The following is a 21,192-nucleotide window of genomic DNA, read 5'->3' as shown; positions in this document are numbered from 1 at the left end:
GACGACTTAAAATGATCAACGTGCCCGAACAGCCCGCGCACCCCGCGCACCCCACCCCCCGGTCCCTCATCGTCACGCTGTACGGCGCGTACGGCCGCTTCGCGCCGGGGCCGGTCCCGGTGGCCGAGCTGATCCGGCTGCTGGCCGCGGTGGGCGTGGACGCGCCCTCCGTGCGGTCCGCGGTGTCCCGGCTCAAACGGCGCGGCCTGCTCGTCCCGGCGCGCACCGAGCAGGGCGCGGCGGGCTACGAACTCTCCCCGCAGGCACGGCAGTTGCTCGACGACGGCGACCGCCGCGTCTACGCGGACGCGCCGCCCGCCGACGAGGGCTGGGTGCTGGCGGTGTTCTCGGTTCCGGAGTCGGAGCGCCAGAAGCGGCACCTGCTGCGCTCCCGGCTGGCCGGGCTCGGCTTCGGCACGGCGGCCCCCGGGGTGTGGATCGCCCCGGCCCGGCTGTACGAGGAGACCCGGCACACCCTGGAGCGGCTGCGCCTGGACGGGTACGTGGACTTCTTCCGGGGCGAGCACCTGGGCTTCACGCCGACCGCCGAGGCCGTGGCGCGCTGGTGGGACCTGGCGGCGATCGCAGAGCAGCACGAGGCGTTCCTGAAACGGCACGCGGACGTGCTGCGCGCCTGGGAGCGGCGCACCGGCACTTCGCCCGAGGACGCCTACCGCGACTACCTGCTCGCCCTGGACTCCTGGCGCCACCTGCCCTACGCGGACCCCGGGCTGCCCGCCGGGCTGCTGCCCGGGGACTGGCCGGGGGCGCGGTCGGCCGCCGTCTTCCGTGGGCTGCACGAGCGGCTGCGGGACGCGGGCGCGGTCTTCGCGGGCGTCCCGGGACGCTGACGGGGGGCCGGTCTCGGGTCGCCCTAGCGGCTGCCCGCGCCGCCCGGAACGCCCGCATCGCCCGAAATGCCTGCGCCGCCCCGAGCGCCTGCGCCGCCCTGAGCGCGTACGCCGGGGCAGGCGTTCGCCCTTCTTCTCTTCGCGCCGAACAGCGGTTCGCCCTCGGGCAATCGTCAACTGTGCAGCTCGTCAACTGTGCAGCTTCAGGCGGGGTTTCGGGGCGTCGGTGCGGCCGGTCTGCGGGCGGCGGCTGCCCGCCCCGTAGGGCGCCGGCCAGGAGACGGCGGGGCCGGCGTAGTCCTGTTCGGCGGCGGCGTGCAGCGTCCAGTGCGGGTCGTACAGGTGCGGGCGGCCGAGCGCGCACAGGTCCGTGCGGCCCGCCAGAATCAGGGAGTTGACGTCGTCCCAGGAGGAGATCGCGCCGACCGCGATCACCGGGACGCCGGCCTCGTTGCGGATGCGGTCGGCGTACGGGGTCTGGTAGGACCGCCCGAACTCGGGGCGCTCCTCGGCGACCACCTGCCCGGTCGACACGTCGACGGCGTCGGTGCCGTGCGCGGCGAAGGCGCGGGCCGTCGCCACGGCCTCGTCCGGGGTCGTGCCGCCCTCGGCCCAGTCGGCGGCGGAGACACGCACCGTCATCGGACGCTCCTCTGGCCACACGGAGCGTACGGCGTCGAACACCTCCAGCGGGAACCGCAGCCGCCGGTCCAGGTCGCCGCCGTAGGCGTCGGTGCGGCGGTTGGTGAGCGGGGAGAGGAAGCCGGACAGCAGATAGCCGTGGGCGCAGTGCAGTTCCAGCAGGTCGAAGCCGGACCGGGCGGCGCGCCAGGCGGCGGAGGCGAACTGCTCGCGGACGTCCGTCAGTTGCGCTCGGGTCAGCTCGCGGGGGACCTGCCCGTCCGGCCGGTGGGGCAGCGGGGAGGCGGCGACCAGCGGCCAGTTGTCCTTGGGCAGCGGCTCGTCCATGCCCTCCCACATCAGCCGGGTGGATCCCTTGCGCCCGCTGTGGCCGAGCTGCACGCCGATCGCGGCGCCCGGCGCCTGCCGGTGCACGAAGTCGGTGATCCGCCGCCACGCCTCGGCCTGCCGTCCGGTCCACAGCCCGGCGCAGCCCGGGGTGATCCGCCCCTCGGGGCTGACGCACACCATCTCGGTCATCACCAGTCCCGCGCCGCCCAGCGCGCGTGCCCCGAGGTGGACGAGGTGGAAGTCGCCGGGGACGCCGTCGACGGCCGAGTACACGTCCATCGGGGAGACGACGACCCGGTTGCGCAGGGTCAGGCCGCGCAGCCGGAACGGCGTGAACATCGGGGGCGTGCCGGGCGGGCAGCCGAACTCCCGCTCCACGGCCTCGGTGAAGCCGGCGTCGCGCAGCCGCAGGTTGCCGTGGGTGACGCGGCGGCTGCGGGTGAGCAGGTTGAACGCGAACTGGCGGGGCGGCTGGTCGACGTACTGGGCGAGGTTCTCGAACCATTCCAGGCTGGCCCGCGCCGCCCGCTGGGTGGAGGCGACGACAGGCTTGCGCTCCTCTTCGTAGGCCGCCAACGCCTTCTCCAGCGTGGGCTGTTCCTCCAGGTTCGCGGCGAGCGCGAGGGCGTCCTCGACGGCCAGTTTGGTGCCGGAGCCGATGGAGAAGTGCGCGGTGTGGGCGGCGTCCCCGAGCAGCACCAGGTTGCCGTGCGACCAGCGTGCGCAGACCACCGTGCGGAAGGCGGTCCAGGCGGACTTGTGGGAGCGCAGCGGGCGTCCGCCCAGCGCGTCCGCGAAGACCTTGGCGCAGCGCTCGGCGGACTCCGCCTCGTCCAGCTCGTCGAACCCGGCGGCCCGCCAGACCTCTTCGCGCATCTCGACGATGACGGTGGAGGCGTCGGCCGCGTAGGGGTAGCCGTGGAGCTGCATCGCGCCGTGCTCGGTCTCGGCGATCTCGAAGCGGAAGGCGTCGAAGGCGAAGTCGGCGGCGAGCCAGACGTAACGGCAGCGGTGGCCGGTCAGCCGGGGGCGGAACACGTCCGCGAACGCCTCACGGGTGGCGCTGTGCACGCCGTCGGCGGCCACGACCAGGTCGTATTCCGTGCGCAGCCGGGCGGCGGGCGGGGCCTCGGCGCGGAAGCGCAGCTCCACGCCGAGGGCGCGGCAGCGTTCGTGCAGGATCTCCAGCAGCCGCCGGCGGCCGAGCGCGGCGAAGCCGTGGCCGCCGGAGGCGGAGCGGGCGCCCCGGTGCACGATGTCGATGTCGTCCCAGCGCACGAACTCCTCGCTCAGCGCTCGGTACACCGCCGGGTCGGCGTGCTCGATCCCGCCGAGCGTCTCGTCGGAGAGCACGACGCCGAAGCCGAAGGTGTCGTCGGGTGCGTTGCGCTCCCAGACGGTGATCTCGCGGGAGGGGTCGAGCCGCTTCAGCAGGGCCGCCGCGTACAGGCCGCCGGGTCCGCCGCCGATGACGGCGACCCGCGTGGGACCGCTCATCGCGCGCTCACCGCCCCCGCCACTTCGGCGGGCGCTTCTCCGTGAAGGCCGCGTGGAACTCGGCGTAGTCCTCGCCGTTCATCAGCAGGGCCTGGGTGGCGGCGTCCAGTTCGACGGAGGCGGCCAGCGGCATGTCCAGCTCGGCGGTGAGCAGGGCCTTGGTCTGGGCGAGGGCGAGGGCGGGCCCGTCGGCCAGGCGGCGGGCGAGGGCGCGGGCCGCCTCGTCGGCGCGGCCCTCGTCGGTGAGTTCGCTGATCAGGCCGATGCGCTCGGCCTCGGGGGCCCGGACCGGCTCCCCGAGCATCAGCAGGCGGGTGGCGTGGCCGAGGCCGACCACCCGGGGCAGCAGGTAGGCGGCGCCCATGTCGCCGCCGGAGAGGCCGACCCGGGTGAACAGGAAGGCGAAGCGGGCGGAGGGGTCGGCCACCCGGAAGTCGGCGGCCAGCGCCAGCACGGCCCCGGCCCCGGCGGCCACCCCGTGCACCGCCGCGACGACCGGGAACGGGCACTCCCGCACGGCCCGGACCACCTGGCCGGTCATCCGGTTGAAGTCCAGCAGTTGGGCGGTGTCCATGCCCAGGGTGGTGCCGATGATCTCGTCGACGTCGCCGCCCGAGCAGAAGCCGCGGCCCTCGCCGGCCAGCACCAGCGCGCGCACGGCCCGCTCGCGGGACAGCTCCGCGAGCAGGTCGCGCAGGTCGGCGTAGGCGGCGAAGGTGAGCGCGTTGAGCCTGTCGGGGCGGGCGAGGGTGACCGCGGCGACGCCGTCGGTCAGCTCCACGCGCAGATGCCGCCACTGGGCGGTGCGGGCGGCGGAGCCGGTGAAGGGACTCATGACGTGCGGCCTCCTCGGGGGACTGCCTCGGCCGGTGCTCGCTCAGGTCTCTCCCGAAGTTATCACTCATCCGTGACTGTCGTCACGAGTACGCGATACCATTGAGCGGGCAGACGAGTCGACGCGGCCGGTGCCCGCCGTCTCGTCACGGGGTCGCCGACGCCGCGGCCGGTCGCCTCACGAGGGGGTTCGTCCCAGGGCTCCGACGCGGCGGCGACCGGAGTGATCGCGTCCGCGCTCGCGCCGGATCGGGGAGGGAGGGCCGCGGGAGAGACCGGCGCCCGCCCCCGTACGATGTGCCCTCACGTCGCACGGACGACCGTCCGACGGTGACCACCGGGACGCCCCGCGCCATGAACGGATCCGTGGTGTACGAACCCGCCTCTTCCTCGTGGCGCGTCGCGCTGCCGCACACGGCCGCCGCCGTGCCGGTGGCCCGCGCCCTGGTGCGTACGGCGCTGGCCGAGCTGCGGCACACGGCCGACAGCGACACCGCGGAACTGCTCACCGCCGAGCTGGTCGCCAACGCGGTGGATCACACCCCGGGCGGCGGCCCGATAGAGCTGGTGGTGGAGCTGCTGCCGAACGGCTGCCACGTCGAGGTGCACGACCCGGACCCGGCGCCGCCCGAGGGCCTGACCCGTCCGGAGATCAGCGCGCCGGACCCCTGGCAGGAGCACGGGCGCGGCCTGCTGCTGATCCGGACCCTCAGCTCCGCGTGCGGACACCGGCGCACCGAGACCGGCAAGGCGGTGTGGTTCAGACTGTCCGCGGCGCCTCCGCCGCCGTGCCCGGCGTGACGGCCGCGGCCTCGGCCGGCGCGGCGAGCAGGGAGTCCGTGCTCAGGCCAGCGTGGCGACCAGCAGCGCCTTGATGGTGTGCAGCCGGTTCTCGGCCTGGTCGAAGACGATCGAGTGCGGCGACTCGAACACCTCGTCGGTCACCTCCAGCGAGGTGAGGCCGTGCCGCTCGTGGATCTCGCGGCCGACCTCCGTGCCCAGGTCGTGGAAGGCCGGCAGGCAGTGCAGGAACCGCACGTCCGGATTGCCGGCGGCGCGCAGCACGTCCATGGTCACGGCGTACGGGGCGAGCGCGGCGATCCGCTCGTCCCACGCCTCCTTGGGCTCGCCCATGGAGACCCACACGTCGGTGGCGACGAAGTCGGCGCCGCGCACCCCCTCGGCGACCGACTCGGTGAGGGTGAGGCGCGCGCCGCTGGCCGCGGCCAGTTCGCGCGCCCGGTCGACGACCTCCGAAGCGGGCCAGTAGCTCTTGGGCGCGACCAGACGCACGTCCATGCCGAGCAGCGCGCCGGTGATCAGGTAGGAGTTGCCCATGTTGAAGCGGGCGTCGCCGAGATAGGCGAGCGCGGTCTCCTCCAGGGGCGCGCGGCCGTACTCGGTCATGGTGAGCACGTCGGCGAGCATCTGGGTGGGGTGCCAGTCGTCGGTGAGCCCGTTGTAGACGGGCACGCCGGCGTGCGCGGCCAGCTCCTCGACGTCCGCCTGCCGGTCGCCGCGGAACTGGATCGCGTCGAACATCCGGCCGAGCACGCGGGCGGTGTCCTTCATGGACTCCTTGTGCCCGATCTGCGATCCCGAGGGGTCCAGACACGTCGTGGAGGCGCCCTGGTCCGCGGCGGCGACCTCGAACGCGCAGCGGGTGCGCGTCGAGGTCTTCTCGAAGATCAGCGCGATGTTCCGGCCGGTCAGCAGGCGCGTCTCGGTCCCGGTCCGCTTGGCAGCCTTCAGCCGGGCGGCCAGCTCGACCAGACCGCGGAACTCGTCCCCCGTGACGTCCAGCTCCTTGAGGAAGCTGCGGCCGGCGAGGGGGGTCGGGACTGTCGCCATGGGGGCGCTCCAGGAATCAGGGACACGAACCCTGGAATTCTATACGACGAAGAGAATTACTATGCGACCGCCTCGCGCTCCACCGGGCAGCTCATGCAGCGCGGGCCGCCCCGGCCCCGGCCCAGTTCGCTGCCCGGGATCTCGATCACCTCGATGCCCTGCTTGCGCAGGTGGGTGTTGGTGGTGAAGTTGCGCTCGTAGGCGACGACGACGCCCGGCTCGACGGCCAGGACGTTGCAGCCGTCGTCCCACTGCTCGCGCTCGGCCGCGTGCACGTCCTGGGTGGCGGTCAGCACCCGGATCTCGTCGAGTCCGAGCGCGGCGGCGATGGCGCGGTGCATGTGCTCCGGCGGATGGTCGGTGACCTTCAGCTCCGTGTCCCCGGCGCCCGGCTCGATGGTGTACGAGCGGAGCATGCCGAGACCGGCGTACTGGGTGAAGGTGCCGCCGTCGACCATGGTCATCACGGTGTCCAGGTGCATGAAGGCGCGCCGCTTGGGCATGTCGAGCGCGACGATCGTCTGGGCGGAACCGGCGGCGAACAGCTTGTGCGCGAGCATCTCGACGGCCTGCGGCGTGGTGCGCTCGCTCATCCCGATGAGCACCGCGCCGTTGCCGATGACCAGCACGTCCCCGCCCTCGATGGTGGACGGGTAGTCGGCCTGCCCCTCGGACCAGACGTGGAACGACTCGGCGCGGAAGAGCGGATGGTGCCGGTAGATCGCCTCGAAGTGCACGGTCTCGCGCTGCCGGGCGGGCCAGCGCATCGCGTTGATGGAGACGCCGTCGTATATCCAGGCGGAGGTGTCCCGGGTGAAGAGGTGGTTGGGCAGCGGACCGAGCAGGAAGTCGTCCAGCTCCATCACGTGGAAGCGCACGGAGGTCGGCTCGGCGTACCCCTGAAGGAACTCCCGCTTGGTCATGCCGCCGACCAGCGCCTCCGTGAGCTCCTGCGCGGGCAGCGTCTGGAACGCGTCCCGAAGGTGGCCGGTGGCCAGCGGGCCGTACTCCTTCTCGTCGAAGACGCGGTCCAGGACGAGGGACCGGGCCGACGGAATCTCCAGCGTCTCGGTCAGCAGGTCCCCGAAGAGGTGCACGGCGACGCCGCGGTCGCGCAGCACGTCGGCGAACCCGTCGTGCTCCGCCCGCGCCCGGCGCACCCACAGCACGTCGTCGAAGAGGAGGGCGTTCTTGTTGCTCGGGGTGAGCCTTTTGAGTTCGAGATCGGGCCGGTGCAAAATGACGCGGCGAAGCCGCCCGGCCTCGGAGTCGACATGGAATCCCATGCCCCCATCCTGACGTCGCAACCCCGGTTTCACCCGGGGGTTGGCGGTTTCGGGGGGTGTCGTCGGGGTGCGTCGTCGGGGGTGTGCCCCTGCCTACGGGGCCACGGGACCGCTGTCCGGGGGAGCTTGCCCGGAGGAGCGGTCCCGCGGCGGTGGGAGCGGGGGCGGCGGGCGGACCTGCGGCGCCGCGCGCGGGCGGGGGTTATCCCAGTTGCGACTGCACCTGGGAGGAGATCAGCTCCAGGTGGTCCAGGTCGTCCAGGTCGAGGATCTGGAGGTAGAACCGCTGGGCGCCGATCTCGGCGTAGCGGCCGATCTTCTCCACGACCTCGGCCGGGGTGCCGGCCAGGCCGTTGGCCTTCAGATCGTCCACGTCGCGGCCGATGGCGGCGGCGCGGCGGGCCACCTCCTGGTCGTCCCGGCCGACGCAGGCGATGAGCGCGTTCGAGTAGGTGAGGTCGTCGGCGGCGCGGCCGGCCTCCTCCGCGGCGGCGCGCACCCGGCCGAACTGCCGCTCGCTGTCCTCGACGGACGCGAACGGGATGTTGAACTCGTCGGCGTAGCGCGCGGCGAGCCTCGGCGTACGGGTCGCGCCGTGGCCGCCGATGAGCACGGGCACCTTCGCCTGGGCGGGCTTGGGCAGCGCGGGCGAGTCCGCGAGCTGGTAGTACGTGCCCGAGAAGTCGAAGGTCTTGCCGGCCTCGGTCGCCCACAGGCCGGTCACGATGGCCAGTTGCTCCTCCAGGCGGCCGAACTTCTCCTTGGGGAAGGGGATGCCGTACGCCTTGTGCTCCTCCTCGTACCAGCCCGCGCCCAGGCCCAGCTCGACCCGGCCGCCGGACATCTGGTCCACCTGGGCGACCTGGATGGCGAGCACGCCGGGCAGCCGGAAGGTGCCGGCCGTCATCAGGGTGCCGAGCCGGATGCGGCTGGTCTCGCGGGCGAGTCCGGCGAGGGTGATCCAGGCGTCGGTGGGGCCGGGCCGACCGTCCACGTCGCCCATGCGGAGAAAATGATCTGAGCGGAAGAAGGCGTCGAAGCCGAGGTCCTCCGTGGCCTTGGCCACGGTGAGCAGGGTGTCGTAGCTCGCGCCTTGCTGGGGCTCGGTGAAGATGCGAAGGTCCATGGTTCCCTCCTGCCCGCCGACGGCCCGGACACGGCAGCGCCCCGGCGCCGGGAGACGATGAAGTCGGTCAGCCGCCTCAGCCCGCCTCCCACTCGGGGAGTGCCGCCTCCTCGCGGGCGGCGAGCTTGCGCAGCATCTCGCGGACTCTGTCCCTGGACTCGTCGGCCGCGTCGATCGCCTCCATGCACTGCCAGTACGTGCGCTCCTCGGCGGCCGAGCTGGCGATGCCCAGGAGGACGATGCTCACGTCGCCGAGCAGATCGTCCAGCGAGTGCAACGCCCCTAAAGGGTCGTCCAGTTCGGTGAGCTGGGCGGCCAAGAGGTCGCCGGGGTCCAGGACCGGGGCATCCAGCACCCCGCACCCGCGGCCCGCCAACTCGGTCAGGCCCAGCGCCTCGCCGCGCAGCTCGGGCGGTCCGGAGACCGCGAGCCGGCTGCCGATCGCCTGGGACAGGGCCTGCGCCTGCCAGACCTCGACCAGGAGGACGGAGGTCTCGCCGCCGCACCCCGCGAGGGCGCGTCTGCCGGCCTGGATGAGCCGCACCGCATCCATGGGCTGCCCCCGTCTCTCCCCGCGCGCCCGCTTCTCACGCGTCCGCTGGACTCCCTTGTTCACTACCCAGAGTGAGACCCGGTCACGCGAAAAGCCAGAGGAAGACGGAAATCTCTGGACAACAAATCGATTTCGACCGGGTGAATGACTCCGGAGAGTGATATGGGAGCCGTTCGTTCCACCGGCTCGACCGGTCCGCTCGCGCCCATTCGGAGGGCGGGCGCGGGAGCCCGTACGAAGTCCGTACGGGCCCGTCCGGAGACCGTGCGGCACCCGTCCGAAGACCGTGCGGGGCCCTCGCCCGACAACGGTCTCGCGATCAGGTCCTTGCCGATCAAGGCCCCGGCGATCAGCACTCTTGTGGATCACTGCCCTGCGGATCCTGCGGGTCCTCCGGGTCCTGCGGACGCGGGGCGGGGAACCTGTGCTCGTTGCGGTCGATCTTCGCCGACAGGGCCGCGAGCGGGTCCACCTCCAGCACCTCGCACAGTTGCAGCAGATAGGCGAGCACGTCCGCCACCTCGTCCCGCACGCGGTGAGCGGTCTCCGGGTCGGCCATCACTCGCGCCGACTCCTCCGGGGTCAGCCACTGGAAGATCTCGACCAGCTCGGACGCCTCCACACTGAGCGCGGCGACGAGGTTCTTCGGGGTGTGGAACCGCTGCCAGTCGCGGGCGGCGGCGAAGGCGGCGAGCCGTCGCCGGAGGGCCGCCAGATCCTCCGCCGGGGAGTCCCCGGATCCTTCACGGGCGTGGTGATCGGTCACGGCGCCAGGTCTACCACGCACGCCGACGCGGCCCCGGCCGCCCCGGCCGCCCCTGACGCCCCGCTCACCGCCCCCGCGGCGTCGCTCACCGCGCCGACGAGCCGGATGTGACCCCGCTCGCACATCCGCTCCGCCAGCCGCAGCAGGCCGGACCGCTGACCGGGGTCCAGTCCCAGCGCGAAGTCGTCGGCGAGCACGGTCAGCGTCTGGAGAGCGGCCGGCACCTCGCCCACCGCGTCGACGTCCAGCACCCCCGGCCCGGTCAGCAGCACCAACGCCATGGCGAGATAACGCAGTTCGCCGTCGCCCAAGCGCTCGAACCCGGTGCGCACCCCGTCCCCGCGGTCCAGCACCGCCCGGAGCCGGCCGTCGCCCGCCGGCTCGGCGAGCACGTCGGCCACCGGCCCGGCGCATCCGGCGCGCGCCGCCTCCACCAGCAGCCCGTGCCGCCGCCCGCACTCGGTGCGGGTGCGCCACAGGACGGCGGCGAGGTTGTCGCAGCCGCGCATCAGGCGCCCCTCGCCCCGGGGCGCGGGCGACCGCATCCGGTCCGGTCGCGGCGTACAGGCGAAGACGGACCGCAGGGCGACGACCATCTGCTCGGCGGCGGCCAGCACTTGCCGCTGCCCGTCGGTGCGCCCGGCCACCCGCAGGGGCAGCAGCGCGGTGCCGAGGCGGTCGTCGGGCAGGGACGCCCGGGTCACCGCCGTCGACCCGGCCGTGTGCCAGGACGCCTGGACCACACGGCGCCGCGGATCGCGCAGGGCCGTCTCCAGCAGCACGCGGCCGCCCGCGGTCAACCGCTCCCCCACGACCCGCAGTTCGGGCTCGGTCTGCACGGCGAGGTCCAGCCGGACCGGCCCGTGCGGACCGTCCGCCGTGCAGCCGACGCGGAAGCCGCGGCGGTCCTGGGCGTCCGGACGGGCGCGTTCGGGCACGCAGGCGGCCGGATCGCGGAACACCTCGTCGAGCGCGGCCCCGCCGCCGAGCCGCGCCAGCGCCTCGAACGCCCTCAGCACGCTGGTCTTGCCCGACCCGCTGGGCCCGGCGAGGAAGGTCAGCGGCCCGAACGCGAAGCAGGCGCCGCGGTGCCCGGCGAAGGCGGACAGCCGCAGCTCGGCGACGCACGGCCGCTCCGGCCGGGAATCAGCGGAGGGCGGCGACGGGGGCGAGAGCGGCGACGAGGACAGCGGCAGGGTGACGGCGGAGGCGGGAGACACGAGCATGCCCGGACGGTAGAGCCCGCGCGGGTGGGCGAACCGTTCCGCCCGCGCTCCCTTCCTACGATCGGGGGACGCCCGTCCCGGGCGACGCGCCCTCGGGCCTCATGCCCCGGGGACCGCCGCCCCCTCCGCCATCAGGCCGCTCACCTCGGTGCCGGCCGGGGTGAGCAGGAAGACGTTGCGGTCGACGCGGTGCATTCCGCTCGCCCGGCCGAAGACGACGCCGGTGCTGAAGTCCAGCACCCGCTTGGCGACTTCGGTCTCGGCGCCGGTCAAGTCGAGAAGGACCGGGATGCCCGCCATCAGCGTCTCGGCCACGTCGCGGGCGTCCGCGAAGACGTTGACGCGCAGGACGACGAAGCGGCGCCGCAGCTCCGTCTCCGCCTCCGGCATGGCCCGGTGCCCCACCGAGGACGGCCAGGCGTCGCGCCCCCGCAACGGGACGACCTGGGCGAGTCCCTCCCACTGCTCATCGGTGACGTCGTGGCTGTTCACCGGCGCCACCCGACTTGCTTCGCACTCATCGTCTGCACCTGCCAATTCTTACGTCATGTCACCTGTTCGGCCTAACAGCGACACGGCGGCCGCCGGGTCCGGGGACGAGCCGTCCGCCCGTGACGACGGGTGTGTACGGGCGCGCGGTGCGGGCGAGCGACGCGGGCTCTCGCAGTGCCGGAGAACGCCGGAGCGGCGTCGCCCTGTCGCCACGCCTGCCCCCGGGGACGCGGTTGACACAGGGGCCGCGTCACGTCGTCTCGCGTCCCCCTGCGCACCGCCCCGCTCAGCGGGGGTCGGCGAGGCGGCCCAGAAGGCCCGTGACCTGGTGGGCGACCGTCTCCCATGCGGTGGCGGGAAGATGACTGAGAGCGGTCCCGCGCAGCGCCCGGAGGGCCCGTTCGGCACCGGCGCTGGCGCTGGTACCGGCGTCGGCGTCGGCGTCCGCGTCGCAGAGGGTGCTGTCGGCGAGCACGTCGTAACCGTCCCGTACGGCCACCCGGAGCAGGAAGCCGCCGCGGTCGTCGGCGTGCACCGCGGCGGCGACGACGAGCGGCGGCCCTCCGCCCTCCGCGCCGGGCTGCTTGCGGTGCGCGCTGACGAGCGGCGCGGTCCAGTGCAGACCGAGCAGGAGCGGCCGCTTGGCCACCACCTCCGCGAGGTCGGTCTCGTGCACGCCGTCGGACTCCAGCACCGTCGCGCGGGCGCCCAGCACGAGGGCGGCGGGCAGCAGGCAACGCAGGCTGCTGCCGACGATGTTGCCGCCGACCGTCGCCGTCCGGCGCACGGCCCCGGTTCCGATGCTCGCCGCCGCCCGGTGCATCGCCTCCGGCACCCGCTCGTCGATCCGGTGCAGCACCACCGCGGCGCCCAGGTCCGTAGGCCCGATCACGTTGGCCCTCGGCAACTCCCGCAGTGAGAAAGCCCGTACGGGAAATCCGTCACGCTGCCAGGCGGCCCACACCAGCGTCGCCCCGCCTATCGGCACGGCGCCGTCGGCCAGGCACTCCTGCGCTTCGGACACGGACGTGGGAAAACGCAGCAACACGGCGACTGACCTGCCTTTCCGGGGCATGGCACGGGGGGCGGCGGGGCGATGAGCGTGGCGCGAGGGCGTGGCGCGAGGGCCACGGGTGGTGGGATGAGGGACCGCGGGGCGTGGGCGGAGGCCGACCGGACGCCCGCCGGTACGGCGATTGTCGCCGCAGGCGCGTGGGCGCGTACAGGGCTCATGCGTGCACGGTGTGCGCCCCCAGCGCGTGAGGGCGTGACCGAAGTCCCGGAGGAGACAGGGCGGTTGAGTGCCTGGCGGCGCGTCTCGGCCGCGTGCTGCGCCCGCGTGCGGCGGGTACGCCGACGCACCGCCACGCCCCTGCCGTACGCAGCGGGTTCTCTCCAGCGCGCGGCTGAGCATCGGCGGACGGCGCCGACGGCGCGGATGCTATGTTCGCAGCCGCCCGACGCACGCGGGACGTGTGGGCGTGCGAGCGGCGGCGATGGGGGGGGTGCGCCGTGGGCTTCAGGACCGGCGAGTGGCGCGACGGCGTGCGCCAGAGCCGTCCCTCGGCCGTCTGGCCGCCGGCCTCCCGCCCCGACCGGCAGACCTGTGTGCCGTCCCACCCGGTACGGACGCACGAGGGAAACGCGCCCTTCGCGCGAACATCGCGGGCGGCACAGACGACAGAGACGGCACAGACGGCACAGACGGGAGACACGACGGCGTGACCGCCAGGGTCCTGTTCCTCTCGGCCGCGACGAGCCGTTCGCTGCGGCTGGCCCGCTTCGACGACGGCGATCCGATCGACGCCGCGGGGGCGGCGCAGGCGCGCGCGGCGGCCGCGTCGCTGCCGTCGGCCGCGCGGACCGCGTCCTCGCCCGGGAGGCGCTGCCGGGAGACGGCGGCGGCGCTCGGTCTCGACGCCGCCCCCGATCCAGAGCTGGCCGGTCTCGACGCGGGCCGCTGGCGGGGTCGCACGCTCGACGAGGTCGGCGCCGCCGAACCGGACGCGCTGGCGCGCTGGTTGGCCGACCCGGCCGCCGCGCCGCACGGCGGGGAGTCGGTGCGGAATCTGTGCGACCGGGTCGGGCGTCGGCTCCAGGCGCTGGCGCGGACTGACGGCCGGACGCTGGCCGTGGTCGAACCGGAGGTGATCCGGGCGGCCGCGGTCTGCGCGGTGGGCCTGCCGGAGGAGGCGTTCTGGCGGCTGGACGTGCCCCCGCTGACGGTCACGGAGTTCAGCGGCCGGGCCGGACGCTGGAACCTGCGGCTGGGGCGTCCGCTCGCGTCGAGCGCCGAGGACGGCTCCGGCCCGCGGTGACGCGGCCCCGCGAAGCCCGGTGGGACTTCCGCGCACGGCCGCCCGGGAACGGCCGGGTGGGACTCCCCCACGCGGTCGCCCGGGAACGCCGGGTGAGACGCCTCCACGCAGCCGCCCGGAAACGCCGGGCGAGACTTCCCTGCATGGCCGACAGAGAGCGCCGGGTGGGACTTTCCCGCGCGGCCGCCCAGGAACGCCGAAGGGCCCGCGGACGATTCCGACGGGCCCTTCGGCGTCCGGACAACACCTCAGTCAGCGTCCGGACAACACCTCAGTCGACGTCCGGACGACGCGTCAGTCGGCCGCCGCGACCGCCCGGCCGGAGGCGGGCCGGGCGCGCTCGGGGCTGAGCAGCCGTTCCGCCAGTTCGCCGAAGGCGAGGCCGAACGCCCCCCACAGCACGGCCTGGACGGCCAGCGCGGAGAGCCGGAACCGCCACAGCAGGGTGGCCGGGAAGTCTCCCGGGACCTCGTTGACGACCGGGAGGAAGGCGTACGCCAGCCCGATCGCGACGGCGAACGCGGCCGCCGCGACGACGGTCGCCCACCACGCGCCCAGGGCGGGCGCGAGGCGCTTGCCCAGGATCGCGGCGGCCACGGCGAGGAGCACGCTGAGCACCATCATCAGGAAGTACAGGCCGGTCCGCTTGCCGATGGTGCCGGGGTCGCCCACCGACGGCGGGTTGGCCGGGTACTTGAGGAACGGCACGACGTACACGGCGAGCAGCGCGCAGCCGGACAGCAGCAGCGCGGTCGCCCGCGGCGAGAACCGGCCCACGCGGCCGAGCGCGACGCAGAAGGCGAGCGCCGCGATCCCGCCGAAGGCGACCCCGTAGACGAGGACGCCGGTGGCGAGGCCGGCGGTGGACTGCAACGCGCGGGAGACGACCGCTGCTTCGTGCTCGTGGGAGTGGGCGGCCTCGAAGCCGATCGCCCTGTCGACGGTGGGCTCGCCGAGCAGGTAGGCGACGACGAGGGAGAGCGCCCCCGCGGCCAGCCCGGCGAGCATGCCGCGGACGAGCAGGTTTCTTACCGTTGCGGAGTTCATGGGCGTGTGGCGTCCCTCGCCTCAGTGGCAGGGAAAGCCGAGCAGGTGGCGGGCGTCGTGCACCCACTCGTGGACGTCCGTGCCGTTGAACACGGAGGTGGCGCCCTGCTCGGCGCCGACGAAGTAGAGCAGGACCAGCATCAGGATGCCGAAGAAGACCGCCCAGGGAGCTATCGCCTTCAGCGGCAACTTGGCGGGAAGGGCGGGGGCAGTGGCGGTCGGCTGGGCGACGTGCTGCGCCATGGCAGGGCCTCCTCTGGGAGTTCGCGTCCCATCTCGGTGGTGCACTGGACGAGGACTACGGGTCTGACTCACGGGCCGTCCCGTCCCAGCGGGGCTGCTCGTTCACAGTGGCGCGACCGTGCCGGATTCCCACCGGCTTCCGTCCTGCCCTCGTCGATACCGGATCGACGGTATCGCGTGCGGGAAGCGCGGCCAAGACCGCGGCCGCCCGGCGTGATCTTCCTCTCCCGCCGGGCGGCCGCCGGGCCGCGGGCGGGTCGGCCGTGCGGCCCGGTGGCCGGGCGGCCGCGGCGAAACGCGGGGCCGCCCGAGGCCGGGCGCGCGACGGCCCGGCCTCACTCCTGCGCGAAGTCGTCCGTCCGGAGCCCGAGTTCGCGGTCGTCGAGCGGGGCGAAGAAGCGCTCGACGTCGGCCTCGGCGACCTCGGCCAGGGTCGACGGCGACCAACGCGGAGCGCGGTCCTTGTCGATGACCTGGGCGCGGATGCCCTCCACCAGGTCGGGGCTGCTCAGGGCCGCGCAGGAGACCCGGTACTCCTGGTTCAACGCCCTTTCCAGCGAGCCGAGTCGGCGGACTCGCCGCAGGGCGGCCAGGGTGACCTTCACCGCCGTGGGCGACCTGCTGAGCAAGGTCTCGGCGGCCTCCTTCGCGGCCGGGTCGCCGTGGCCGAGCAGTCGCCGGACGATCTCCTCCGCCGTGTCCGCGCCGTAGCAGGCGTCGATCCACTCCCGCTGAGCGGCCAACTCGCCCTCGGGAGACGGCTGCACGTGCCGGGCGAGCGCGTCGGACACGGGCAGCTCGGCGAGGTCGTCGAGCAGGGCGCCGAGTGCGGCGGAGGGCACGTAGTGGTCGGCGAGCCCGCACAGCAGGGCGTCGCCGGCGCCGATCTGCGCGCCGGTCAGGCCGAGATGGGTGCCCAGCTCACCCGGTGCGGCGGCGAGCAGGTGGGTGCCGCCGACGTCGGGGACGAAGCCGATGCCGGTCTCGGGCATGGCGATCCGGGACCGCTCGGTGGCGATCCGGACGCCGCCGTGCGCGGAGAGGCCGACCCCGCCGCCCATCACGATCCCGTCCATCACGGCGACGTAGGGCTTGGGATAGCGGGCGATCCTGGCGTTGAGGCGGTACTCGTCGCGCCAGAACGCGGCCGCGGCGGCGCCGTCGCCGTCACGGGCGTCGTCGTGGATGGCGCGGATGTCGCCGCCCGCGCACAGTCCGCGCTCGCCTGCGCCGGTGACGATCACGGCGCGCACCGCCGGGTCGTGCTCCCAGGCGGTGAGCGCCTCGTCGATGCGGGCGACCATCTCGTGGGTGAGGGCGTTGAGGGCCTTCGGCCGGTTGAGGACGATGTGGGCGGCCCGTCCGGCGGTGTGCAGCAGGACGGGGGCCTCGCCGCCGGTCATCCGAACGCCTCCGGCAGACCGCGGGCCGCGATGACATGCATGATCTCGTCGGTTCCTTCCTGGTCGGGTGGACGCGCGGGTCCGTCGGTGCGGACGTGCGGGTCCGTGCGGGGCAGACGCGCGGTCCCTTGCGGGCGGGGACGCGGGCCGGGGGCGCGGACGCCGGGGACCGTGCCGCACCGGCGGCTCGGGAGCCCGGCGCGTCGCCGGACGCCGCCGGACCGCTGGTCGCCTTCCCACTCCGCCTGGCGGGCACACCGGGCACATCCCTGGCCCCATCATCGCTCTGTCGCCTTGTCGGCTTGTCGCCCGGTCACCCCGGCGCCTGCCTCCTCGTCCGACGGCCCGACGCTCCCCTCCTCCGGGCTCCCGGCTCCCTCCTCCGGGCTCCGGGCTCCCTCCTCCGGGCTCCGGGCTCCCGGCTCCCGGCTCCCGGCTCCCGGCTCCCGGCTCCCGGCTCCCGGCTCCCGGCTCCCGGACGACGATCATGCCACCTGGTCCTCCCTCGCCCCTCCCCCTCCGCTCCCTCCAACGGACGTACGCGCGACCCGGGCCGCGAGCGCCCCGTACGCCCCCCGCGCGGGGCGCCGACCGGAGCCCGGCACGCCCGTGACGAGGGAGGAGAGCGCCGCCGCGGCGCCGAGCGGCGCAGGTCACTCGCACGGAGAGAACAAGGTCACAATCGCTCCCCCTGCTGCTCCCGCACGACCTGTCCTAGCATCCGACCATGACGGTCCTGCCTGACGACGAGCTCTCCCTGGCGGCCGACTTCCCTGACGCGACGCTTGAGCAGTGGCAGCACCTGGTGGCGGGTGTGCTGCGCAAGTCCGGCAAGGAGGTCCCGGACGCCGAGGCGGAGCAGGCCCTGTCCGCCTCGCTGGAGGACGGGCTGCGCATCCGGCCCCTGTACACCGCGCGCGACGCCGCGCCGGACGCCGGGCTGCCGGGCTTCGCGCCGTTCGTGCGCGGGGGCAGGCCCGCGGGGAGCACCGGCGGCGGCTGGGACGTCCGCCAGCGGCACGCGGTCGCGGACGCCAGCGTGCTCTTGGCCGATCTGGAGAACGGCGTCACCTCGCTCTGGCTGACCGTCGGCGAGCGCACCGGCATCCCGGTGGAGGCGCTGGAGCGCACCCTCGACGGCGTCTACCTGGACCTGGCGCCGGTCGTCCTGGACGCGGGCGCCGAGTTCGAGGCCGCCGCGCGCCGGCTGCTGCGGCTGTACGAGGAGCGGGGCGTCGCCCCGGACGCGGCGCGCGGCAACCTGGGCGGCGACCCGCTGGGCCACGAGGCCCGCACCGGCCAGTCCTACGACGTCGCCCCCGTGACCGAGCTGGCCCGGCTCTGCGCCGAGGAGCGCCCGGGGCTGCGGGCGCTGACCGTGGACGCGCTGCCGTACCACGAGGCCGGCGGCTCGGCGGCGCAGGAACTGGGCTGCTCGCTGGCGACCGGCGTGGCCTACCTGCGCGAGCTGACCGGGGCCGGACTCGACGTCGCGCAGGCGTGCGGCCAGCTCGAGTTCCGCTACGCCGCGACCGCCGACCAGTTCCTGACCGTAGCCAAGCTGCGCGCGGCGCGGCGGCTGTGGGCGCGGGTGGCGGAGGTGTGCGGGGCGCCCCGAGCGGGCGCGCAGCTCCAGCACGCGGTGACCTCGCCGGTGATGGCGACCCGCCGCGACCCGTGGGTGAACATGCTGCGGGCCACGGTGGCGACGCTGGCCGCCGGGGTGGGCGGCGCCGACGCGGTGACGGTGCTGCCGTTCGACCACGCGCTCGGCCTCCCCGACGCCTTCGCGCGCCGCGTCGCCCGCAACACCTCGTCCATCCTCATCGAGGAGTCGCACCTGTCGCGGGTGATCGACCCGGCGGGCGGATCCTGGTACGCAGAGCGGCTGACCGACGAACTCGCGCACGCGGGCTGGGAGTTCTTCCAGGAGATCGAGCGAGCCGGCGGCCAGGGCGCGGCCCTGCGCTCGGGTCTGGTCCGCGACCGGCTGGCCGCGACCTGGGCCGCGCGTCGTCAGAAGCTCGCCGAGCGGCGCGAGCCGGTGACGGGCGTCAGCGAGTTCCCGCACCTGGCCGAGAAGCCGGTGGTGCGCGAGCCGGCGCCCGAGCCGCCGTCGGGCGGGCTGCCCCGGGTGCGGCGCGACGAGGCGTTCGAGGCGCTGCGGGACCGCTCCGACGCCCACCTCGCCGCGACGGGTTCCCGGCCCCGGGTGTACCTGGAGGCGATCGGCCCGGCGGCCGCGCACACCGCCCGGCTGTCCTTCGCCGCGAACCTGTTCCAGGCGGGCGGCATCGAACCGGTCACCGCGGGCACCTTCGAGGAGAGCGGAGCGCGCGAGGCGTGCCTGTGCTCCAGCGACGCGCTCTACGAGGAGCAGGCCGAGGAGGTCGCGTCCCGGCTGCGGGCGGCGGGCGCCGGGCACCTGTTCCTCGCGGGCCGTCCCCGGCCGTACGAGGGCGCCGACACGTACGTCTTCGCCGGCTGCGACGCGGTGGCCGTGCTCTCCGCCACGCTCGACCGCATGGGAGTGTCCTGATGTCCATCCCGGATCCCTCGGAGTTCTCGGCGATCGGGCTGGGCGCGCCCAGCCCCGAGGCCGGCCCCGACGAGTGGCGCACGGCGGTGAAGAAGGCCGCGGACGGCGACGACCTGCTCTGGCAGACGCCCGAGGGCATCGAGGTCAAACCGCTGTACACGGGGCAGGACCTGGAGGGCCTGGACTTCCTCGGGACCTTCCCGGGCATCGCCCCGTACCTGCGCGGCCCGTACCCGACGATGTACGTCAACCAGCCGTGGACGATCCGCCAGTACGCGGGCTTCTCCACGGCCGAGGAGTCCAACGCCTTCTACCGCCGCAACCTCGCGGCCGGCCAGAAGGGCCTGTCGGTCGCCTTCGACCTGCCCACGCACCGCGGCTACGACAGCGACCACGAGCGGGTGACCGGCGACGTCGGCATGGCGGGCGTGGCGATCGACTCGATCTACGACATGCGGCAGTTGTTCGACGGCATCCCGCTGGACCGGATGACGGTGTCGATGACGATGAACGGCGCCGTGCTGCCGGTGCTCGCGCTGTACATCGTGGCGGCGGAGGAGCAGGGCGTGCCGCCGGAGAAGCTGGCGGGGACCATCCAGAACGACATCCTCAAGGAGTTCATGGTCCGCAACACCTACATCTACCCGCCGAAGCCGTCGATGCGGATCATCTCCGACATCTTCGCGTTCACCTCGCAGCGGATGCCGCGCTACAACTCGATCTCCATCTCCGGGTACCACATCCAGGAGGCGGGCGCGACGGCCGACCTGGAGCTGGCGTACACGCTGGCGGACGGCGTGGAGTACCTCCGGGCGGGCCGGGAGGCGGGCCTGGACGTGGACGCGTTCGCGCCGCGGCTGTCCTTCTTCTGGGCGATCGGCATGAACTTCTTCATGGAGATCGCCAAGCTGCGCGCGGCCCGGCTGCTGTGGGCCAAGCTGGTCCGGCAGTTCGACCCGCAGAACGCCAAGTCGCTGTCGCTGCGCACCCATTCGCAGACCTCCGGCTGGTCGCTGACGGCGCAGGACGTGTTCAACAACGTCACCCGCACCTGCGTGGAGGCGATGGCGGCCACCCAGGGCCACACCCAGTCGCTGCACACCAACGCCCTGGACGAGGCCCTCGCGCTGCCCACCGACTTCTCCGCGCGCATCGCCCGCAACACCCAGCTCCTGATCCAGCAGGAGTCGGGCACGACGCGCGTGATCGACCCGTGGGGCGGCAGCGCCTACGTCGAGCGGCTGACCTACGACCTCGCCCGCCGGGCCTGGCAGCACATCCAGGAGGTGGAGCAGGCGGGCGGCATGGCGCAGGCCATCGACGCGGGCATCCCGAAGCTGCGCGTGGAGGAGGCCGCGGCCCGCACCCAGGCCCGCATCGACTCCGGGCGGCAGCCGGTGATCGGCGTGAACAAGTACCGGGTGGACTCCGACGAGCAGATCGAGGTGCTCAAGGTCGACAACTCCTCGGTGCGCGCCCGGCAGATCGCCAAGCTGCGGCGGCTGCGCGAGGAGCGGGACGAGCGGACCGTGCGGGACGCGCTGGACGACCTGACGCGGGCGGCCGGCGGCGAGGGGAACCTGCTGGAGCTGGCGGTGCGCGCGGCGCGGGCGAAGGCGACGGTCGGGGAGATCTCGTACGCCCTGGAGAAGGTGTACGGACGGCACGCGGGGCAGATCCGTACGATTTCCGGTGTGTACCGCAACGAAGCAGGTGAGTCGCCGAACGTGGACCGGACCCGGGCTCTCGTGGACGCCTTCGCCGACGCGGAAGGCCGCCGTCCGCGCATCCTGGTCGCGAAGATGGGCCAGGACGGCCACGACCGCGGCCAGAAGGTGATCGCGACCGCCTTCGCCGACCTGGGCTTCGACGTGGACGTCGGCCCGCTGTTCCAGACCCCGGCGGAGGTGGCGCGGCAGGCCGTCGAGGCGGACGTGCACATCGTCGGGGTGTCCTCGCTGGCCGCCGGGCACCTCACCCTGGTGCCGGCGCTGCGCGAGGCGCTGGCCGAGGAGGGCCGCGAGGACATCATGGTCGTGGTCGGCGGGGTGATCCCGCCGCAGGACGTGCCGGTGCTGCTGGAGATGGGCGCCGCGGCGGTGTTCCCGCCCGGCACGGTGATCCCGGACGCCGCCCACGACCTGGTGGGGCGGCTGGCGTCCGGTCTCGGCCACGACGACCTGTGAGC

18 protein-coding genes and 1 riboswitch are annotated in these 21,192 nt (G+C 74.1%); of the genes, 5 read left to right on the top strand and 13 right to left on the bottom strand.

All coding sequences use genetic code 11. From position 1 onward, the window contains the following. The first annotated feature begins 11 nt into the window (after window positions 1-11). The gene (locus ABZ861_RS27885) at window positions 12-851 is read left to right on the top strand and encodes a PaaX family transcriptional regulator C-terminal domain-containing protein (protein ID WP_361635534.1); all 840 of its coding nucleotides are present in this window, start codon (window positions 12-14) and stop codon (window positions 849-851) included. Between the two features lie 189 nt (window positions 852-1,040). On the opposite strand, the gene ABZ861_RS27880 is transcribed toward ABZ861_RS27885, so the two are convergent. Beyond that, window positions 1,041-3,320 carry a bifunctional salicylyl-CoA 5-hydroxylase/oxidoreductase gene (locus tag ABZ861_RS27880; protein ID WP_361635531.1) on the bottom strand — a complete coding sequence of 760 codons (2,280 nt, stop codon included), beginning with the start codon at window positions 3,318-3,320 and terminating at the stop codon, window positions 1,041-1,043. Between the two features lie 7 nt (window positions 3,321-3,327). Continuing rightward, on the bottom strand, window positions 3,328-4,155 hold the full coding sequence (locus ABZ861_RS27875) for an enoyl-CoA hydratase family protein (RefSeq protein WP_361635528.1): 828 nt from the start codon (window positions 4,153-4,155) through the stop codon (window positions 3,328-3,330). A gap of 353 nt (window positions 4,156-4,508) precedes the next feature. Between ABZ861_RS27875 and ABZ861_RS27870 the strand changes: the two genes are divergently transcribed. Next, a complete protein-coding gene (locus tag ABZ861_RS27870; RefSeq protein WP_361635579.1) occupies window positions 4,509-4,955 on the top strand; it encodes an ATP-binding protein in 447 nt (148 codons plus the stop codon). A gap of 42 nt (window positions 4,956-4,997) precedes the next feature. Here the strand turns inward: ABZ861_RS27870 and argF are convergent, their stop codons facing one another. The 8 genes from argF to ABZ861_RS27830 all read right to left on the bottom strand — a co-directional run bounded on the left by argF (window position 4,998) and on the right by ABZ861_RS27830 (window position 12,502). Continuing rightward, window positions 4,998-6,005 (bottom strand): ornithine carbamoyltransferase, encoded by a 1,008-nt coding sequence (argF, locus tag ABZ861_RS27865; RefSeq protein WP_361635525.1) that lies wholly within the window; start codon window positions 6,003-6,005, stop codon window positions 4,998-5,000. A gap of 59 nt (window positions 6,006-6,064) precedes the next feature. Then, window positions 6,065-7,291 (bottom strand): arginine deiminase, encoded by a 1,227-nt coding sequence (locus ABZ861_RS27860; RefSeq protein ID WP_361635522.1) that lies wholly within the window; start codon window positions 7,289-7,291, stop codon window positions 6,065-6,067. Window positions 7,292-7,493: 202 nt separating this feature from the next. After that, the gene (locus ABZ861_RS27855) at window positions 7,494-8,417 is read right to left on the bottom strand and encodes an LLM class F420-dependent oxidoreductase (RefSeq protein WP_361635519.1); all 924 of its coding nucleotides are present in this window, start codon (window positions 8,415-8,417) and stop codon (window positions 7,494-7,496) included. A 76-nt stretch (window positions 8,418-8,493) separates the two neighbouring features. Continuing rightward, a complete protein-coding gene (locus ABZ861_RS27850) occupies window positions 8,494-8,970 on the bottom strand; it encodes a DUF6099 family protein (protein WP_361635517.1) in 477 nt (158 codons plus the stop codon). A gap of 349 nt (window positions 8,971-9,319) precedes the next feature. Continuing rightward, complete coding sequence (locus tag ABZ861_RS27845) at window positions 9,320-9,736, bottom strand: nucleotide pyrophosphohydrolase (RefSeq protein WP_361635514.1); 417 nt, start codon at window positions 9,734-9,736, stop codon at window positions 9,320-9,322. Then, window positions 9,733-10,962, bottom strand: a complete 1,230-nt coding sequence (locus tag ABZ861_RS27840) for an ATP-binding protein (protein WP_361635512.1) — start codon at window positions 10,960-10,962, stop codon at window positions 9,733-9,735. The genes ABZ861_RS27845 and ABZ861_RS27840 overlap by 4 nt, the downstream gene beginning before the upstream one ends. Before the next feature lie 99 nt (window positions 10,963-11,061). Continuing rightward, the gene (locus tag ABZ861_RS27835; protein WP_361635509.1) at window positions 11,062-11,454 is read right to left on the bottom strand and encodes a cell division protein SepF; all 393 of its coding nucleotides are present in this window, start codon (window positions 11,452-11,454) and stop codon (window positions 11,062-11,064) included. A gap of 286 nt (window positions 11,455-11,740) precedes the next feature. After that, complete coding sequence (locus tag ABZ861_RS27830) at window positions 11,741-12,502, bottom strand: FAD binding domain-containing protein (protein ID WP_361635506.1); 762 nt, start codon at window positions 12,500-12,502, stop codon at window positions 11,741-11,743. Between the two features lie 673 nt (window positions 12,503-13,175). Between ABZ861_RS27830 and ABZ861_RS27825 the strand changes: the two genes are divergently transcribed. Continuing rightward, a complete protein-coding gene (locus tag ABZ861_RS27825; RefSeq protein ID WP_361635503.1) occupies window positions 13,176-13,772 on the top strand; it encodes a histidine phosphatase family protein in 597 nt (198 codons plus the stop codon). 294 nt (window positions 13,773-14,066) lie between these two features. Here the strand turns inward: ABZ861_RS27825 and ABZ861_RS27820 are convergent, their stop codons facing one another. The 3 genes from ABZ861_RS27820 to ABZ861_RS27810 form a co-directional block, all read right to left on the bottom strand. Next, complete coding sequence (locus ABZ861_RS27820) at window positions 14,067-14,819, bottom strand: CbtA family protein (RefSeq protein ID WP_361635501.1); 753 nt, start codon at window positions 14,817-14,819, stop codon at window positions 14,067-14,069. 21 nt (window positions 14,820-14,840) lie between these two features. Further along, window positions 14,841-15,062 carry a CbtB-domain containing protein gene (locus ABZ861_RS27815; RefSeq protein WP_361635498.1) on the bottom strand — a complete coding sequence of 74 codons (222 nt, stop codon included), beginning with the start codon at window positions 15,060-15,062 and terminating at the stop codon, window positions 14,841-14,843. Between the two features lie 42 nt (window positions 15,063-15,104). Continuing rightward, window positions 15,105-15,241, bottom strand: a riboswitch (cobalamin riboswitch). A gap of 156 nt (window positions 15,242-15,397) precedes the next feature. Then, window positions 15,398-16,465 (bottom strand): enoyl-CoA hydratase/isomerase family protein, encoded by a 1,068-nt coding sequence (locus ABZ861_RS27810; protein ID WP_361635495.1) that lies wholly within the window; start codon window positions 16,463-16,465, stop codon window positions 15,398-15,400. A gap of 727 nt (window positions 16,466-17,192) precedes the next feature. Between ABZ861_RS27810 and ABZ861_RS27805 the strand changes: the two genes are divergently transcribed. After that, window positions 17,193-19,004, top strand: coding sequence for a methylmalonyl-CoA mutase family protein (locus ABZ861_RS27805; RefSeq protein WP_361635492.1), 1,812 nt, complete (start codon window positions 17,193-17,195; stop codon window positions 19,002-19,004). After that, window positions 19,004-21,190, top strand: coding sequence for a methylmalonyl-CoA mutase (gene scpA / locus ABZ861_RS27800; RefSeq protein ID WP_361635490.1), 2,187 nt, complete (start codon window positions 19,004-19,006; stop codon window positions 21,188-21,190). Before ABZ861_RS27805 ends, scpA begins: the two co-directional genes overlap by 1 nt. The last annotated feature ends 2 nt before the right edge of the window (window positions 21,191-21,192 follow it).

Origin of the sequence: Streptomyces sp. NPDC046985, from assembly GCF_040644415.1 — a bacterium.
GTDB lineage: Bacteria > Actinomycetota > Actinomycetes > Streptomycetales > Streptomycetaceae > Streptomyces.
Note: the sequence above shows the minus strand (reverse complement) of the source record. Positions and strands in the feature narration are given on the sequence as shown.

Excerpts from the sequence above, each read along its gene's own strand:
- ABZ861_RS27810 (WP_361635495.1), bottom strand. The coding sequence starts at position 16,465 with ATGACCGGCGGCGAGGCCCCCGTCCTGCTGCACACCGCCGGACGGGCC.
- ABZ861_RS27850 (WP_361635517.1), bottom strand. The coding sequence starts at position 8,970 with ATGGATGCGGTGCGGCTCATCCAGGCCGGCAGACGCGCCCTCGCGGGG.
- ABZ861_RS27815 (WP_361635498.1), bottom strand. The coding sequence starts at position 15,062 with ATGGCGCAGCACGTCGCCCAGCCGACCGCCACTGCCCCCGCCCTTCCC.
- argF (WP_361635525.1), bottom strand. The coding sequence starts at position 6,005 with ATGGCGACAGTCCCGACCCCCCTCGCCGGCCGCAGCTTCCTCAAGGAG.
- ABZ861_RS27805 (WP_361635492.1), top strand. The coding sequence starts at position 17,193 with ATGACGGTCCTGCCTGACGACGAGCTCTCCCTGGCGGCCGACTTCCCT.
- ABZ861_RS27880 (WP_361635531.1), bottom strand. The coding sequence starts at position 3,320 with ATGAGCGGTCCCACGCGGGTCGCCGTCATCGGCGGCGGACCCGGCGGC.
- scpA (WP_361635490.1), top strand. The coding sequence starts at position 19,004 with ATGTCCATCCCGGATCCCTCGGAGTTCTCGGCGATCGGGCTGGGCGCG.
- ABZ861_RS27840 (WP_361635512.1), bottom strand. The coding sequence starts at position 10,962 with ATGCTCGTGTCTCCCGCCTCCGCCGTCACCCTGCCGCTGTCCTCGTCG.
- ABZ861_RS27855 (WP_361635519.1), bottom strand. The coding sequence starts at position 8,417 with ATGGACCTTCGCATCTTCACCGAGCCCCAGCAAGGCGCGAGCTACGAC.
- ABZ861_RS27820 (WP_361635501.1), bottom strand. The coding sequence starts at position 14,819 with ATGAACTCCGCAACGGTAAGAAACCTGCTCGTCCGCGGCATGCTCGCC.
- ABZ861_RS27885 (WP_361635534.1), top strand. The coding sequence starts at position 12 with ATGATCAACGTGCCCGAACAGCCCGCGCACCCCGCGCACCCCACCCCC.
- ABZ861_RS27860 (WP_361635522.1), bottom strand. The coding sequence starts at position 7,291 with ATGGGATTCCATGTCGACTCCGAGGCCGGGCGGCTTCGCCGCGTCATT.
- ABZ861_RS27875 (WP_361635528.1), bottom strand. The coding sequence starts at position 4,155 with ATGAGTCCCTTCACCGGCTCCGCCGCCCGCACCGCCCAGTGGCGGCAT.
- ABZ861_RS27870 (WP_361635579.1), top strand. The coding sequence starts at position 4,509 with ATGAACGGATCCGTGGTGTACGAACCCGCCTCTTCCTCGTGGCGCGTC.